Consider the following 14,507-nt stretch of genomic DNA (forward strand, 5'->3'; position numbering starts at 1 on the left):
GTGCATGTGTGTGGGTGAACGCGTGCCCGGGGGCGATTGCCTGCAACGGATGCCCATGTGATCCTTGCCGCTTTTGCGCCTGAGGTTTATTGCATGTCCACCATTATCCGCATTGCTGCCGCCCTCCTGATCGGCAGTGACGGCCATACGTTGCTGGTCCGCAAGCGCGGCACCCAGGCCTTCATGCAACCGGGCGGCAAGATCGACGCCGGTGAGCAACCCGCCCAGGCCCTGGCCCGCGAGCTGCACGAAGAGCTGAACCTGCATATCGATCCAGGCCAGGCCTTGTACCTGGGGCACTTCTCGGCGCCGGCCGCCAACGAGCCGGGTTTCACCGTGGAAGCCGAGCTGTTCCAGGTGCGGATCGACGTACCGGTGACGCCCGCCGCTGAAATCGAGGAAATACGCTGGATCGATCCCATGGGCGACGGCGGCTTGCACCTGGCGCCGCTGACCCGCGACCTGATCCTGCCGTTCTACCGCGAATCGCTGGCCGGCTGCGCGACGTCCGCTTGATGGGGGGCGGTCAGCGAACCGCGCTGACGCCATCCAGGGTGGAGAACGAGGTGTCCTTGGCCGTCAGCAGGAAGTCGCGCATGTACGGTGCATCCAGCATGTCGGCGCGAATCCCCGCATACAACGTCGCGAACAAGCCTTTCTCGCCGAGGCGCTTGGCTTTCACATAACCACGCGAGCTGTATTCATGCAGCGCCCAGTGGGGCATGCCGCATACGCCACGGCCGCTGGCCACCAGTTGCATCATCATCACCGTCAGTTCCGAGGTGCGCACCTGGGCCGGTTCCACGTCGGCCGGTTCCAGGAAGCGGGTGAAGATGTCCAGGCGGTCACGCTCCACCGGGTAGGTGATCAGGGTTTCGGTCAGCAGGTCCTCCGGCACGATGTACGCCTTGTTCGCCAACGGGTGCTGATTGGCCACGGCCAGCATGGCTTCGTAGGTGAACAGCGGCACGTAGGTGATGCCGGGCAACTCGAGCGGGTCGGAGGTGACCACCAGGTCGAGGTCGCCACGGGCCAGGGCCGGCAGCGGGGCGAAGGCGAAACCCGAGGCCAGGTCCAGCTCGACTTCCGGCCAGGCATCGCGGAACTGGTCGATGGTCGGCATCAGCCACTGGAAGCAACTGTGGCACTCGATCGCCATGTGCAGGCGCCCGGCGGTGCCGCCGGCCAATCGCGCAATATCCCGCTCGGCGCCGCGCAGCAGCGGCAGGGTGGCGTCGGCCAGTTGCAGCAGGCGCAGCCCTGCGCTGGTGAAACGCAGCGGCTTGGTCTTGCGCACGAACAGCGGCATGCCCAGGCGTTCTTCCAGTTCCTTGAACTGGTGAGACAGCGCTGATTGCGTGAGGTGCAGGCGCTCGGCCGCTTCCACCAGGCTGTCGGCTTCGCGCAGGGCGTGCAGGGTCTTGAGGTGACGGATTTCGAGCACGGGCTCTCCATGAATACAATTTGTGAAGAATCGGAATGACGTGAGTTTGTCTCATGTTGTAAGCCCTGTCGACAGTGACCGTTGAGCACTCTTCATCAAACTGTCACGCAACTGTGGCAGCGCGCTTGAACAAACTTCATCAGACTCGCGCTCTACTGGGGTTCTGCGTTTCGGTGTTTTCCATGCGTGTGTTGTTTTTATTGGCCGCCTTAGTGTTCGGCCTGCCGTCTTTTGCGGCTTCTCGATGTGATGTGAATGTCCCGACCCAAACGGTCGACCTGGCTCAGGTGAGCATCGCCTACCAGAGCATCGGCCGTGCGTCCGACCCTGCCTTGCTGCTGGTGATGGGCCTGGGCGGGCAGTTGATCCACTGGCCTGACGAGGTGGTCGTCGCCTTGTGCCAGCAAGGGTTCCGGGTGATCCGCTATGACAATCGAGACGTCGGCCTGTCTACCTGGCGCCAGGCTCCGGCCAATGCCAACCTGACCTTCGAAGTGCTGCGCTACAAACTCGGCCTGCCGGTGGCGGCTCCGTATACCTTGACCGACATGGCCGATGACGCCATAGGCCTGATGGACGCGTTGCAGATCCAGCAATTCCACGTACTCGGCGCGAGCATGGGCGGGATGATCGCCCAGCACCTGGCCGCCATGGCGCCGCAGCGGGTCGAAAGCCTCACGCTGATCATGACCAGTTCCGGCGCCGAAGGCCTGCCGGCGCCGAATGCCGCGCTGGTACAGCTGTTGTCGCGACGCAGCGCGCCGAATCGTGAAGTGGCCCTGGAGCAGCAGGCCGACTTGCTCGCCGCACTGGGCAGCCCGAACGTCAAGGATGATCGCCAGGCGCTGTTGCACCAGGCGGCGCTGTCCTACGACCGCGCCTTCAACCCGGACGGCGTGAAGCGCCAGATCATGGCGATCCTCGCCGAACCGAGCCGCGTGCCGTTGCTCAACCAATTGCGCGTGCCGACCCTGGTGGTGCACGGCACGGCCGACCCGTTGTTGCCGGTGATGCACGGCGTGCACCTGGCGGCGCATATCCAGGGCAGCCAGTTGAAGCTGATTCCCGGCATGGCCCATCGGTTCCAGGAAGCGTTCAAGGCGCCCCTGTTGACGGCCGTGTTGCCGTACCTGCAAGCCCATCGGGAAGATGCGGCGCACTGGGCGCAGATTGACCTGGGCGAGCCTTCGAAGGTGTTGTGACATTGGTGTATCGTGCAACCTTTACGGCGCATTACTGCCAGCGAGGTTGCCTGCCATGAGTACTCCCCTGAAAATCGATTTCGTCAGCGATGTGTCCTGCCCCTGGTGCATCATCGGCCTGCGCGGCCTGACCGAAGCCCTCGACCAGCTTGGCGCCGACGTGCAAGCCGAGATCCACTTCCAGCCGTTCGAACTGAACCCGAACATGCCCGCCGAAGGGCAGAACATCGTCGAGCACATCACCGAGAAATATGGCTCCACCGCCGAGCAATCCCAGGCTAACCGCGAGCGCATCCGCGACATGGGCGCCGGGTTGGGCTTCGCCTTCCGCACTGACGGCCAGAGCCGCATCTACAACACCTTCGACGCGCACCGCCTGTTGCATTGGGCCGGGCTGGAGGGCTTGCAATACAACCTCAAGGAAGCGTTGTTCAAGGCGTATTTCACCGACCAGCAGGACCCGTCCGACCACGCGACGCTGGCGATCATTGCCGAGAGCGTCGGGCTGGATATCCAGCGTGCGGCCGAGATTCTGGCCAGCGACGAGTACGCCGCCGAAGTCCGCGAACAGGAACAACTGTGGATCTCCCGTGGCGTGACCTCGGTGCCGACCATCGTGTTCAACGATCAATATGCCGTCAGCGGTGGGCAGCCGGCGGAAGCTTTTGTAGGCGCGATCCGGCAGATCATCAGCGAATCCAAAAACTAACGCCGAACGCAGGTCAAAATGTGGGAGGGGGCTTGCCCCCGATAGCGGTGGTTCAGTTAAGACATGTGTTGACTGACACTCTGCTATCGGGGGCAAGCTCCCTCCCACATTGTTCTCCATTGGTCTTGAGACAGGTGCTGGCCCGTCCCTTGCATTGACCCCATAAAGCCTTAGGGGACACTGCCTTGAACATTCTTGACCTCGACCACAGCCTCACCGGCCAGGCACCGATTGCCCGGCGCCTGGCCAGTGGGCGCGCCCATCGTATCGACCTGCTGGACCTTGGCCCCAAGCTGCGCCTGTGGTCCACCGAAAAAACCTGGAAGCGCTTCGCCGAACGCCTGGCCCAACGGCCCCGGCCTTCCGACGCACGGCCGGAAATCCTGTTTGTCGGCTCCGGCGATTATCACCACCTCACGCCGGCATTCCTGGCTGATTTGAAAGAGCCCATCAGCCTGATCCACTTCGACAACCACCCCGACTGGGTGCGCTTTGCGCCCAAGCGTCACTGTGGTTCGTGGGTCAATCGCGCGTTGAAAATGCCGGCGATCAAACGCATCGTCACCCTCGGCCCGTGCAGCGACGACCTGCACAACCCGCAACTGCGCGGCGGCAACCTCGGTGCCCTCAAACGCGGGCAATTGCAGCTGTTTCCCTGGCAGCATGCGCCCTCCAAAGTCTGGGGGCGGGTAGGGGACGGCGCTGGTCACCAGCAGCGGGAAAACCACCTGCATTGGCGCAACCTGGCCGAGCTGGACTGGGCGGCGTTCCTTGAGCAGATGATCGACAGCCTGCCCACCGAGGCAATCTGGATCACCCTCGACAAAGACGTACTCGCCAGCGAAGACGCCGCCACCAACTGGGATCAGGGCGGCATGCGCCTTAGCCACCTGCTGCAAGCCTTGCGGGCGTTGGCGGCGCGCAAGCGCATCATCGGCATCGACGTGTGCGGCGAGTTCGCCACGCCGGCGTTCAGCAATGCCTTCAAGCGTTGGGAGGCCAAGTCCGACCAGCCGCCGCCCGAACGCTGGAGTGCCGAGGACTTGCAGCGCAATGCCGCGACCAATGAAGCCCTGATTGATCTGTTTGAGGAGCTGTTCCCGTGACGTTGACCGTGGTGTTGCTGGTGGCGTTTTCCATCGTGCTCGATGTGATCGGCCAGCTGTGTTTCAAGATCGGCCTGGACCGTTTGCCGGAGTTGGACGGCGGTTTTCGCCTGAATGCGTTCTGGGGCCAGGTGTTCAATGCGCCGTTGCTGTGGGCGGGGATCGGCGCCTATGCCGTCGAATTTTTCGTGTGGCTCGAAGCGTTGTCCCGAGCACCGTTGAGCCTGCTGTTTCCGGCGGCCGCGCTGGCGTATTGCGGCGTGGTGCTGGCGGGCAAGGTGGTGCTGGGCGAAACCGTCAGCCGGCGCCGTTGGCTTGGCACGCTGGTGATTACCTTGGGCGTGATGTTGGTGGCGATTGCAGGGAGTCAGGCATGAGTACGCAAACGATGAATACCGGATGGCTGCATGGGCGTTTGGGCACGGTGGTGCTGTGGGCCTTGTTGATCTGCACCGAAAGCGCTGGCCAGTTGTTTACCAAAGTGGCCGGGGATCAACTGGGGCAGATGGATTTCAGTTGGCAGTGGTTGGCGCAAGTGGCGCGCAACCCTGGGATCCTGGCGGCGATTGCCAGCTACATCGGCGCGTTTTTCGTATGGATGCTGATCCTGCGGCGCAGCAGCCTGTCCCTGGCGTTTCCGCTGAGTTCACTGGTGTTTGTGGTGGTGTTGCTCGGGTCGTGGCTGGGGCTGGGGGAACATATCAGCCCGCTGCACTGGGTGGGGGTGGCGGTGATCATCGGGGGTATCGCCCTCCTGGCAGAGGGCGAAGAAAACTGAGTGGCTAGGGTTTGCGGTGTTTCACCAAAAAACCTAGGCCATGGGACACCGGAAGTGTTTTGACCCCCGCCTCCCGCTGCTGCTCGGCAATCTCCCGATGAAACGCCTTCACCTGGGTCCAGTGCATCTTCGGCCGGTAGTGGTGCTCGGCGTGGTAGCCGTTATTCATCCAGATCAGGTTGTACAGCACGCTGTAGGAACTCACGCCCCAGGCGATCGGCAGGTTTGGGTTGCCGCCGAAATGCTCGTAGTAGCCATTGAGCGATGACAGGCACTGGCCCAGGTACCAGAACGGCAACAGCCACAGCACCGCCTGCCAGTTGTAGAACGCCAGCGCAATGTAGAACGCCACGGTCACGCCGATCTCGACTTTCACCCAGCGCGCATCGGCCGGGCGTTTGCGCGTCATTTCGGCGTAGAACGGCTTGGGATCGTCGCGGAAAAAACTCAGGAAGGTATAGGCCCACGGGTTTTCCGGCTGGCCATTATGGCCACGCTGGTAGATCGACAGCGGGTCGATGGTTTTACCGTCCGGCCCCGGCAGGTCGGCGTTGCCACGGTGGTGGCGATTGTGGATGTCGCGGTAGAGCGTCTGGGAGAAACCGATGGTCACCGACAGCAGCAGGTCGAAGGCCCGGTTCATGGCGCGATGGGTGAAGTAGGCGTTGTGGATCTGGTTGTGGGAGATGCTGTTGATGCTCCACGACAGGCTGACTGCGTAAAGCAGCGCCAGCGGCACCAGGGCCCACCAGCTCAGGTGATGGAAGGCGGCAACCAGCCAGACGACAAATGCGAAATGCGCCAGGCCCAGGGCGATGGGCACCAGGTCCCAGAGCGAGTGATGGAGCAGGCGGTAAGCGGGGCGAGCCATGAAGAGTGTCCTGGAAAAGTGGATTCCAGCACCTTGTTGCAAACCCCAGACCAACCTAATCGAACTTGTAGCTGATGGCCGTCTGCACCTGGCCCTGGTTCACATCGCCGGTCTCTTTGACGATGCTGCTGTTGGCGGCCGATCCCACCAAGTGAATCCAGCTGGCGCTGGTCAGCAAGGACCAGTTGGCAGCCAGGGGAAATTCGAAACTCTGGGTCAGCGTCAGGTTCTGGAAACCACCGCTGGCGTTGTAGGGACGAAAGCCGGTGGAAGCGGCTTCGTTGTCATCCACGCCAAAAAACGTGTTGGTCTGGCGTGCATCGGCAAAATGCGCGACCAGCCCGCTGCTGCCGATGATCCCGCCGCCCAGCGGGTAGCCCAGTTCGCCGCCCAGTTTGCCGAGGGCGCCACTCTGCGAATGCCCACCGCCCACGGCTTGCCCCAATTGCGCGTAGACCCTCCAGAAATCAGCCGGGGCGTACTGGACGAAGCCACCCACCTCGGCCATGTCCGACACATTGCGCAGGCCTTGCAGGTCGCCATTGGACGTGCGCCCCGACAGGTAGTTGATATAGGGGCCGGCGGTAAAGCCGTGGGTGTTGAGCGCGCTCCAGGTCAAGCCGTCATCGGTGCCCAGGCTGACGCTGCCCCAATCCAGGTCCAGGTAGGGCACGGGGCGAACTTCGTAGCGGCTGGCGGTGGGGTCATGGGGTTGATAACTGATGCCTGCGCCCACTTCACCGGTGATGCCTTCGGCCAGGGCAGCGTTTGAAAAGCTCCAAAGGCCAAGCAAACCGGCGAATGCAGCGCATGTGATCCTGTACATGGTCAGGTTCCTTGATTGATTACGTGCGCATGAACGCGCGAAGGGCCCGCTTCACGCAAGCACTCATCTTGTTTGTAGCAAGCTACAAAAATTGTAGCTTCGACGACACATTCCGCCCTCGATACGCGCCAGAGCCCCAGCCCTGCTGGGTGGTGGCCAGTTGGCACAGTCCCTGCTCTACCTCTGGTGCAAGCGCACACAGCGCGCTCCTCCAAGGTAAACAACGATGATCCAGTGGCATATCGTGTGTGACTTCGACGGGACCATTACCCCCACCGATGTCATCGACAACGTCCTCCAACGCTTCGCCGGCCCCGAGTGGGAAACCATCGAACAGGAATGGCTGGATGGGCATATCGGTTCACGCGAATGCCTGAGCCGCCAACTGGCGCTGATCAAGGCCACACCTTCCGAGCTGCTGGCGTACTTCGACAGCGTCGAGATCGACCCGGACTTCCCCGACTTCGTCGACCACGTCATGGGACTGGGTGCGACCATCGAAGTGGTCAGCGACGGCATCGAGCAGGGCATCGCCCGCATCCTGTCGCGCAACTACGTGACCTTGCTGCCGATCCTTGCCAACCGCCTGCGCCAGGTCGACCAGAACAGCTGGCGCATCGACTTCCCGTATGCCAGCGACGCCTGCCGTGCCGCTTCCGGCAACTGCAAGTGCAAGTCCACCCCACGCAACAAGCGCGTGCTGGTGATCGGCGACGGCAAGTCCGATATGTGCGTGGCCTCCACCGCCGACTTCGTGTTCGCCAAGGGCAGCCTCGCCAAGTACTGCGAAGCCAACGACATTCCTCACGCACGCTTCGACACCTTTGCCGAACTGCCTGCATTGCTGGCCCTGCTGCCTCAGGGCATCGCCGCAAACGCCACCACCTTTACTGCTGACAACCAGGAACTCTTCCATCATGTCTGATATCCGTATCGCTACCGCCGAAGACCAGATCCTTCTGGACAAAGAAGCCAAGTATTGCTCCTACGGCGATACCGTTCACTACATCGAGCCGCCGCGTATTTTCAGCCGTTGCGAAGGCTCCTACGTGTGGGACACCGAAGACCAGGCCTATCTCGACCTGCAAATGTGGTACTCGGCGGTCAACTTCGGCTACGCCAACCCACGCCTGAACAACGCGTTGAAACAGCAGATCGACACGCTGCCGCAAATTGCCAGCCAGTACCTGCACAAGGGCAAGATCGAGCTGTCGGAAATGATCGCGGTCGACGCCAAGAAGAAATTCGGCCTCGACGGTCGCGTGCACTTCAACGTCGGCGGTTCGCAGTCCATCGAAGACTCCCTGAAAGTGGTGCGTAACGCCACCAACGGCAAGAGCCTGATGTTCGCCTTCGAGGGCGGCTACCACGGGCGCACCCTGGGTGCTTCGTCGATCACCTCCAGCTACCGCTACCGTCGTCGCTACGGCCACTTCGGCGAGCGCGCGCAGTTCATCCCGTTCCCGTACCACTTCCGTGGCCCCAAAGGCATGACCAAGGAAGAATACGGCAGCCACTGCGTGCAGCAATTCGCCCGCCTGTTCGAGACTGAATACAACGGGGTGTGGGACCCGAAAGTCGGCTCCAGCGAATACGCCGCGTTCTACGTCGAGCCGATCCAGGGCACCGGCGGCTACGTGATCCCGCCGATGAACTTCTACCGCGAGTTGAAGCACGTGCTGGATCAACACGGCATCCTGATGGTCTCCGACGAGATCCAGATGGGCTTCTACCGCACCGGCAAACTGTGGTCGATCGAACACTTTGACGTGCAGCCGGATGTGATCGTGTTCGGCAAGGCGCTGACCAACGGCCTCAACCCACTGGGCGGCATCTGGGCCCGTGAAGAGTTGATCAACCCGAAGATCTTCCCGCCAGGTTCGACCCACTCCACCTTCGCCTCCAACCCGTTGGGCACGGCGGTAGGCCTGGAAATGTTCAAGATGACCAACGAGATCGACTACGGCGCGATGGTCATGGCCAAGGGCAAGTTCTTCCTCGAAGGCCTGCAGGACCTGCAGAAACGTTTCCCGATCATTGGCGATGTCGACGGCCTGGGCCTGGCGCTGCGCTGCGAAATCTGCGCCCCGGATGGTTTCACCCCGGACAAGGCGACCCTGGACTACATGGTCGAAGAAGGCATGAAAGGCGACATGGTGGTGGACGGCCAGAAACTCGGGCTGATCCTCGACGTGGGCGGCTACTACAAGAACGTGATCACCCTGGCACCGTCCCTGGAAATCAGCTACCCGGAAATCGAGCTGGGCCTGAAGCTGCTCGAGCAACTGCTGGTGCGGGCGACCAACCGGTGAACAGCGTCGGGATCGACCTCGGTGAAGGTGATGCCGGTTTCGTTCTCGGTGACGGTCCGGTCGGGATCCTGTTGATCCACGGCCTGACCGGCACCCCGACGGAGTTGCGCCAGGTCGCCAAGGGCCTGGCCAAGGTGGGCAATTGCACGGTGTACGTGCCCACCCTGGCCGGGCACTGCGGTGACAACAGCGACCTGCAGGCCACGGGCTGGCGGGACTGGTACGAAGGCGTGCGCAAGACCTTCGTGGGCGTGAAGCAACGCCACGCGCAGGTGTTTGTCGGCGGCTTGTCGATGGGCGCGGTGATGTCGATGTACCTGGCGTCGGAGCATCCGGGCCAGGTGGCCGGTTTGCTGATGTATTCCACCACGCTCAAGTACGACGGGTGGAGCATCAACAAAATGGCGTTTATCACGCCGTTGCTCATCCGTATCCCGTTCGGCGTGCGCCTGTTCCGCTTTACCGAGAAGCCGCCCTACGGCATCAAGAACGAACGCCTGCGCGCCATCGTTGAACGGCAGATGAAGGAAGGCGAAAGCAGCGAGGCGGGCCTGTTGACGATGGAGGGCGTGACGGTGCGTGAATTGCACTGGATGAACGCCGTGGTCAAGAAACGCATGCCGTCGATCAACGTACCGGCGCTGGTATTGCACTCCATCGAGGACGACATCACCAGCCGCTGGAACGCCGATTACGTGGAACGCCACCTCGGCGGGCCGGTGACCAAGATCCTGCTGGACAACTGCTACCACATGATCACCGTCGACCTGCAATACCGCCGGGTGATCGAATTGAGCGCCGATTTCGTCGAACAACACACCTCCGCCATGGGCGCCAGTTCACTTTGTGGCGAGCCCGCTCGCCACAACAAGCCCGCTCTCCGCCATAGACTCTGACAAAGGACACGATGTGATCACCGCCCAAGCCTTCCCGACCATCCGGGCTATCCAGCGCAGTGCCTGGAACGACTGTTTCCCGGGTGCCCTGGAGGACTGGGACTATTACGTAGCCGTGGAAAACGCGGCCATTGATGATTTCCAGTGGCGTTATCTCGCGGTTTATCAGGATGGAACGCTGGTGGCCGTGGCTGCCGCGTTCATCACGCATTATCGCCTCGACACCACGGTGTCGGGCGCCGGCAAGCGCTTGACCGAACGTGTCGAACGATTGTGGCCGGGGCTTTTGCAACTGGGGCTGTATGCCCTCGGATCGCCGGTGGCCGAACGCTGCGACGTGGGTTTCGCCAGCAGCGTGGCGGATGCGCAGCGTCCGCTGTTGCTCAAGCACCTGCTGGGCGCCGCCCGCCAGGATGCCGATGACTTCGGCATCGGCCTGGTGGCGGTCAAGGATGCGCCGAGCAAGGATCCGCATTGGCTCCAGAGCTGCCGCGCGGCAGGCTTCCAGAGCATGCCGAGCTTGCCCACCGGCGTGTTGCCGCTGCCGTACGGCTCGGTGGATGCCTACCTGGGTTCGCTGGGCAAATCCACGCGCAAGGACCTGCGCCGCAAGCTGCGTGCGCCGGGGCCGCGGGTGGAGTGGCGGCGCAATATCGACGACGTGCTGCCCGAGGTGATGCGCTTGTACGAGGCCACGCTCACGCGTGCCGAGTTGCAGTTCGAACGGCTGCCCGCCGGTTACTTCACCGGTGTGCTCGAACGCCTGGATGAGCGCGCGGTCTGTGTTCTTTACTGGGTGGACGAGCAACTGGTGGCGTTCAACCTGGTGCTGGTCGACCAACACCGGCTGGTGGACAAGTTTTTCGGGCATGACGTGGCGTTCACCCGCGACTACAACCTGTACTTCCGCAGCTGGCTGACCAATGTCGACTACTGTATTCAACACAATATTGCCGTGTATGAGTGCGGCCAGGCCGGGTATGCCAGTAAGCTGCGCCTGGGTTGCGAGTTCCAGGGCAACAGTGTGTTTTTTCGTCACCGCAATCGGCTGGTCAACGGCCTGCTCAAGCTTGTAAAACTGTTTATTCGACCGGACCGTTCCGACCCTGCCATGGCTGCTGCGATAAGCGAAACCTGATGATCACCAAGACCCGCCAGAAAGCCCGCCCCTTTGCCATTTCGCGCTGGAGCGTCCAGCGCAAGCTGGTGCTGGCGTTCTGGTTGGTCAGCGTGATTCCTACCATGATCGCGGCCGAGCTGGCCGCGACCACGCTGTCGCAGATCTTCGACAGCAACGTGCGCATCTGGCTGCAGGAGTCGACCAAGATCGTCAAGGACGAAATCGGTGACATCCTTCACGACAACGCGCGCATGGCCAAGTTGTTCCTGCGCTACACCAGCCCGCCGTCAAGCCGGCAAGCCGCCAAGCACGACCGCCTGACCGCCGACATTGCCGACGCTACCGACATCGACGTGGTGGCGCTGATTCGCGCCAGCGACCACAAGGTCGAATTCAGCACCGCCTCCGATGACATCGTCAAACAGATCAACCTGACCAGCAACGCGGTGTTGCAGACCGTGCAGGTGGCCGGGGTGAATACCGGCCTGGTGGTGTCGACCTTTGAAACCAGCCGTGACGGTGTCGACTACCTGTTGCTGGTCGCCACCTACCTGGACAGCAGTTTCCTCACCAGCGTGGCCGATGTGCATTCCCTCGACCTGCGCCTGTACCTGGCCAACCCCGACGGTTTTTCCGAGATCTTCTCGACCCAGCGCTTCGTGGATCACCCCTCGCGCATCCCCAAGAGCGTCGAAGCGGCGATGCGCAGCACCCGCCAGCCCAGCGAGCAGTTCACCAACAACTACAGCGGGCTGTACTGGCCGATCTTCAATGATGCGGGGGATTTGCAGGGCGTGATTTTCAGCGGTCTGCTGCGCCACACCAGCCTGGTCGGGCTGGTCAACCAGAGCAACCTGTTCGTGCTGATCTTCCTGCTTAGCTCGGCCTTGTCGCTGGCGGCCGGGGTGCTGGTGTCGCGGCGCCTGACCAAACCGCTGCGCGACCTGTCCCAAGGTGTGGACGCGGTGATTTCGGGTCACTACGAACACCGTGTGCCGGTCAGCGGCGGCGATGAGCTGGCGCAGTTGAGCAGCACCTTCAACCATATGACCGAGCGCCTGGGCGAGTTGCATTACCTTGAGGCCCAGTTGCGCCGACGCGATCGCCTGCACGCCCTGGGCGAAGTCGCCATGGGCCTGGCCCACGAGATCCGCAACCCGCTGGGCATCATCAAGACAGCCACGCAACTGTTGCATCGGCGTGCCGATCTGCCGGAAACCGACAAGCGTCACCTGGAATACGTGGTCAGTGAGGTCAGCCGCATCAACGACCTGATCACCGAGTTCCTCGACTTCGCCAAGCCCAACCCGCCGCTGCGCGTGTTGCAGCCGGCGCGCGCGCTGGTGGACGAGATCCTCGGCTTTTGCGCGCCGGAACTGGCCACCCATGCGATCGATGCGCATGTCGATGACCAGGCGCCGGGAGCGACCATCTATGCCGACGCCAAGCAGCTCAAGCAGGCGTGTCTCAACCTGATTCTCAACGCCGTCGACGCGATGCCCGAAGGCGGGCGGCTGACGTTGGGCATTCGCTCGGTGGACGACAACACAGTGATCAGCATCGCCGACACCGGCCAGGGCATTCCGGCGGACATGATCGAACGTATCTTTACCCCGTTCGTCACCACCAAGGCCTCGGGCACCGGGCTGGGCCTGGCCAAAGTCTATTCGATCATGGAAAGTCACGACGGCAGCATCGAATGCGCCAGTGAAAAAGATGCCGGCGCCACGTTCAGCCTGTACATTCCGGCGATGGGCGAAGACGACGAGGACAGTCATGACGCATAACATTCTGGTAGTCGACGACGAACCCAAGCTCTGCGACCTGCTGGCGTCGGCCCTGGGCCAGAACAACGTGCAGGTGTTCATCGCCGGCAACGGCCTGCACGCGCTCAAGGTGCTGGAGCAGGAAGACATCGACCTGGTGATCAGCGACTGGCGCATGCCAGGCATGGACGGGCCGGCGCTGCTGGCCGAGATCAAGGTGCGTTACCCCCACGTGCCGGTGATCGTGATGACTGCCTACAGCACCGTGAAAAACGCCGTGCAGTCGATGCGCAATGGCGCCTACGACTACATCGCCAAGCCGTTCGATATCGACGAGCTGGACATCACCGTGGCCAAGGCCCTGCAGTTTCGCGACATCATGCGCGACAACGCGCGCCTGCGCGCCGAACTGGACGAGCACGCACAGTTCGACAGCCTGGTCGGCGACAGCCCGGCGTTTCGCAAAGTGCTGCAGGCGGTGGACTCGGTGCGCGACAGCAGCGCCACCATCCTGCTCACCGGCGAAAGCGGCACCGGCAAGGAAATGGTCGCCCGCGCCATCCACAAACACGGCAGCCGTGCCGACCAGCCGTTCGTGGCGGTCAACTGTGCGGCGATCCCGGAAGGGCTGCTGGAAAGCGAAATGTTCGGCCATCGCAAAGGCGCGTTTACCGGTGCCGTGGCCGACCGGGTAGGGCGTTTCCAGCAGGCCGACAAGGGCACGTTGTTTCTCGACGAAGTGGGCGACATGCCGTTGGCGTTGCAGGCGAAGATCCTGCGTGCATTGCAGGAGCGGGTGATCGAACCGGTGGGCGACCCGCGCGAGCGCAAGGTGGACGTGCGGGTGATTGCCGCCACCAACAAGAATTTGCTGGACGCGGTGGCCAACAAAGAGTTTCGCGAAGACCTGTATTACCGCCTCAACGTGTTCCCGATCCCGTTGCCGGCCTTGCGCGAGCGGGTGGAAGACATCGCGCCGTTGGCCCGCCACTTCGCCCACACCCTGAGTGCCACCGCCGGCAAACGCATCACTGGCTTCAGCCCGGAAGCCTTGCAGGCCATGGCGGCGTATCACTGGCCGGGCAATATCCGTGAACTGCAGAACTGCGTGGAGCGCGCGACCATCGTGGCGGCGTCACCGGTAATCGAGGATATCGACCTGCCGGGTTATCTGTTTGCATCCAAACCGAGCGAGGGCGGTGTGACGGCGATCCTCAGCGATGGGCCGGGCATTCCCCAGGACCTGGATGCGGCGCTGGCAGAGGTGGAGAAGGCCTATATTCTGGCAGCGTTGCAGGAGAGCAATGGCGTGCAGGCCGCAGCGGCGGCGAAGATCGGGATTTCCGAGCGCAGTTTCTGGTATCGCCTGAAGAAGCTGGGCATTCAGGTCGACAAGATCGTCCGCTGACACACCGAGGTTCAAATGTGGGAGGGGGCTTGCCCCCGATTGCAGTGGGTCAGACAGCTTTTCTGTCTC

Annotated in this window: 15 protein-coding genes; 12 read left to right on the top strand and 3 right to left on the bottom strand. The window is 62.4% G+C overall.

What is annotated here, in order from left to right; all coding sequences use genetic code 11:
- Window positions 1-93 precede the first annotated feature (93 nt).
- Window positions 94-516 carry an NUDIX hydrolase gene (locus K5K89_RS06595; protein WP_071488686.1) on the top strand — a complete coding sequence of 141 codons (423 nt, stop codon included), beginning with the start codon at window positions 94-96 and terminating at the stop codon, window positions 514-516.
- Between the two features lie 10 nt (window positions 517-526).
- Here K5K89_RS06595 and metR read toward each other — a convergent pair whose 3' ends face one another.
- Entirely contained in the window at window positions 527-1,444 is a 918-nt protein-coding gene (gene metR, locus K5K89_RS06600; protein ID WP_071488687.1) for a transcriptional regulator MetR, read from the bottom strand.
- A gap of 182 nt (window positions 1,445-1,626) precedes the next feature.
- On the opposite strand from metR, the gene K5K89_RS06605 reads away from it, so the two are divergent.
- The 5 genes from K5K89_RS06605 to K5K89_RS06625 all read left to right on the top strand — a co-directional run bounded on the left by K5K89_RS06605 (window position 1,627) and on the right by K5K89_RS06625 (window position 5,239).
- On the top strand, window positions 1,627-2,646 hold the full coding sequence (locus K5K89_RS06605; RefSeq protein WP_071488688.1) for an alpha/beta fold hydrolase: 1,020 nt from the start codon (window positions 1,627-1,629) through the stop codon (window positions 2,644-2,646).
- A gap of 55 nt (window positions 2,647-2,701) precedes the next feature.
- Window positions 2,702-3,355, top strand: a complete 654-nt coding sequence (locus K5K89_RS06610) for a DsbA family oxidoreductase (RefSeq protein ID WP_222541073.1) — start codon at window positions 2,702-2,704, stop codon at window positions 3,353-3,355.
- 185 nt (window positions 3,356-3,540) lie between these two features.
- On the top strand, window positions 3,541-4,461 hold the full coding sequence (locus K5K89_RS06615; protein ID WP_222541074.1) for an arginase family protein: 921 nt from the start codon (window positions 3,541-3,543) through the stop codon (window positions 4,459-4,461).
- Window positions 4,458-4,838, top strand: a complete 381-nt coding sequence (locus tag K5K89_RS06620) for a transporter (RefSeq protein ID WP_016977488.1) — start codon at window positions 4,458-4,460, stop codon at window positions 4,836-4,838. The genes K5K89_RS06615 and K5K89_RS06620 overlap by 4 nt, the downstream gene beginning before the upstream one ends.
- Window positions 4,835-5,239 (top strand): EamA family transporter, encoded by a 405-nt coding sequence (locus K5K89_RS06625; protein WP_071488691.1) that lies wholly within the window; start codon window positions 4,835-4,837, stop codon window positions 5,237-5,239. The genes K5K89_RS06620 and K5K89_RS06625 overlap by 4 nt, the downstream gene beginning before the upstream one ends.
- A gap of 4 nt (window positions 5,240-5,243) precedes the next feature.
- Here the strand turns inward: K5K89_RS06625 and K5K89_RS06630 are convergent, their stop codons facing one another.
- Both K5K89_RS06630 and K5K89_RS06635 read right to left on the bottom strand, forming a co-directional pair.
- Window positions 5,244-6,110 carry a fatty acid desaturase family protein gene (locus tag K5K89_RS06630; RefSeq protein ID WP_071488692.1) on the bottom strand — a complete coding sequence of 289 codons (867 nt, stop codon included), beginning with the start codon at window positions 6,108-6,110 and terminating at the stop codon, window positions 5,244-5,246.
- 55 nt (window positions 6,111-6,165) lie between these two features.
- Window positions 6,166-6,936 carry a MipA/OmpV family protein gene (locus tag K5K89_RS06635; protein WP_071488693.1) on the bottom strand — a complete coding sequence of 257 codons (771 nt, stop codon included), beginning with the start codon at window positions 6,934-6,936 and terminating at the stop codon, window positions 6,166-6,168.
- Between the two features lie 226 nt (window positions 6,937-7,162).
- On the opposite strand from K5K89_RS06635, the gene K5K89_RS06640 reads away from it, so the two are divergent.
- The 6 genes from K5K89_RS06640 to K5K89_RS06665 are packed head-to-tail and all read left to right on the top strand — an operon-like array spanning window position 7,163 to window position 14,438.
- Window positions 7,163-7,861, top strand: coding sequence for an MtnX-like HAD-IB family phosphatase (locus tag K5K89_RS06640; RefSeq protein WP_071488694.1), 699 nt, complete (start codon window positions 7,163-7,165; stop codon window positions 7,859-7,861).
- Entirely contained in the window at window positions 7,854-9,248 is a 1,395-nt protein-coding gene (locus K5K89_RS06645) for an aspartate aminotransferase family protein (protein ID WP_071488695.1), read from the top strand. Before K5K89_RS06640 ends, K5K89_RS06645 begins: the two co-directional genes overlap by 8 nt.
- On the top strand, window positions 9,245-10,144 hold the full coding sequence (locus K5K89_RS06650) for an alpha/beta hydrolase (RefSeq protein WP_071488696.1): 900 nt from the start codon (window positions 9,245-9,247) through the stop codon (window positions 10,142-10,144). Before K5K89_RS06645 ends, K5K89_RS06650 begins: the two co-directional genes overlap by 4 nt.
- A gap of 13 nt (window positions 10,145-10,157) precedes the next feature.
- Window positions 10,158-11,282, top strand: coding sequence for a GNAT family N-acetyltransferase (locus tag K5K89_RS06655; RefSeq protein ID WP_071488697.1), 1,125 nt, complete (start codon window positions 10,158-10,160; stop codon window positions 11,280-11,282).
- A complete protein-coding gene (locus K5K89_RS06660; protein WP_071488698.1) occupies window positions 11,282-13,051 on the top strand; it encodes a sensor histidine kinase in 1,770 nt (589 codons plus the stop codon). Before K5K89_RS06655 ends, K5K89_RS06660 begins: the two co-directional genes overlap by 1 nt.
- A complete protein-coding gene (locus K5K89_RS06665) occupies window positions 13,041-14,438 on the top strand; it encodes a sigma-54-dependent transcriptional regulator (RefSeq protein WP_071488699.1) in 1,398 nt (465 codons plus the stop codon). The genes K5K89_RS06660 and K5K89_RS06665 overlap by 11 nt, the downstream gene beginning before the upstream one ends.
- Window positions 14,439-14,507: the final 69 nt, after the last annotated feature.

This window comes from Pseudomonas sp. DR208 (genome assembly GCF_019823005.1).
GTDB lineage: Bacteria > Pseudomonadota > Gammaproteobacteria > Pseudomonadales > Pseudomonadaceae > Aquipseudomonas > Aquipseudomonas extremorientalis.

Excerpts from the sequence above, each read along its gene's own strand:
- K5K89_RS06635 (WP_071488693.1), bottom strand. The coding sequence starts at position 6,936 with ATGTACAGGATCACATGCGCTGCATTCGCCGGTTTGCTTGGCCTTTGG.
- K5K89_RS06605 (WP_071488688.1), top strand. The coding sequence starts at position 1,627 with ATGCGTGTGTTGTTTTTATTGGCCGCCTTAGTGTTCGGCCTGCCGTCT.
- K5K89_RS06645 (WP_071488695.1), top strand. The coding sequence starts at position 7,854 with ATGTCTGATATCCGTATCGCTACCGCCGAAGACCAGATCCTTCTGGAC.
- K5K89_RS06640 (WP_071488694.1), top strand. The coding sequence starts at position 7,163 with ATGATCCAGTGGCATATCGTGTGTGACTTCGACGGGACCATTACCCCC.
- K5K89_RS06630 (WP_071488692.1), bottom strand. The coding sequence starts at position 6,110 with ATGGCTCGCCCCGCTTACCGCCTGCTCCATCACTCGCTCTGGGACCTG.
- K5K89_RS06660 (WP_071488698.1), top strand. The coding sequence starts at position 11,282 with ATGATCACCAAGACCCGCCAGAAAGCCCGCCCCTTTGCCATTTCGCGC.
- K5K89_RS06665 (WP_071488699.1), top strand. The coding sequence starts at position 13,041 with ATGACGCATAACATTCTGGTAGTCGACGACGAACCCAAGCTCTGCGAC.
- K5K89_RS06625 (WP_071488691.1), top strand. The coding sequence starts at position 4,835 with ATGAGTACGCAAACGATGAATACCGGATGGCTGCATGGGCGTTTGGGC.
- K5K89_RS06595 (WP_071488686.1), top strand. The coding sequence starts at position 94 with ATGTCCACCATTATCCGCATTGCTGCCGCCCTCCTGATCGGCAGTGAC.
- K5K89_RS06610 (WP_222541073.1), top strand. The coding sequence starts at position 2,702 with ATGAGTACTCCCCTGAAAATCGATTTCGTCAGCGATGTGTCCTGCCCC.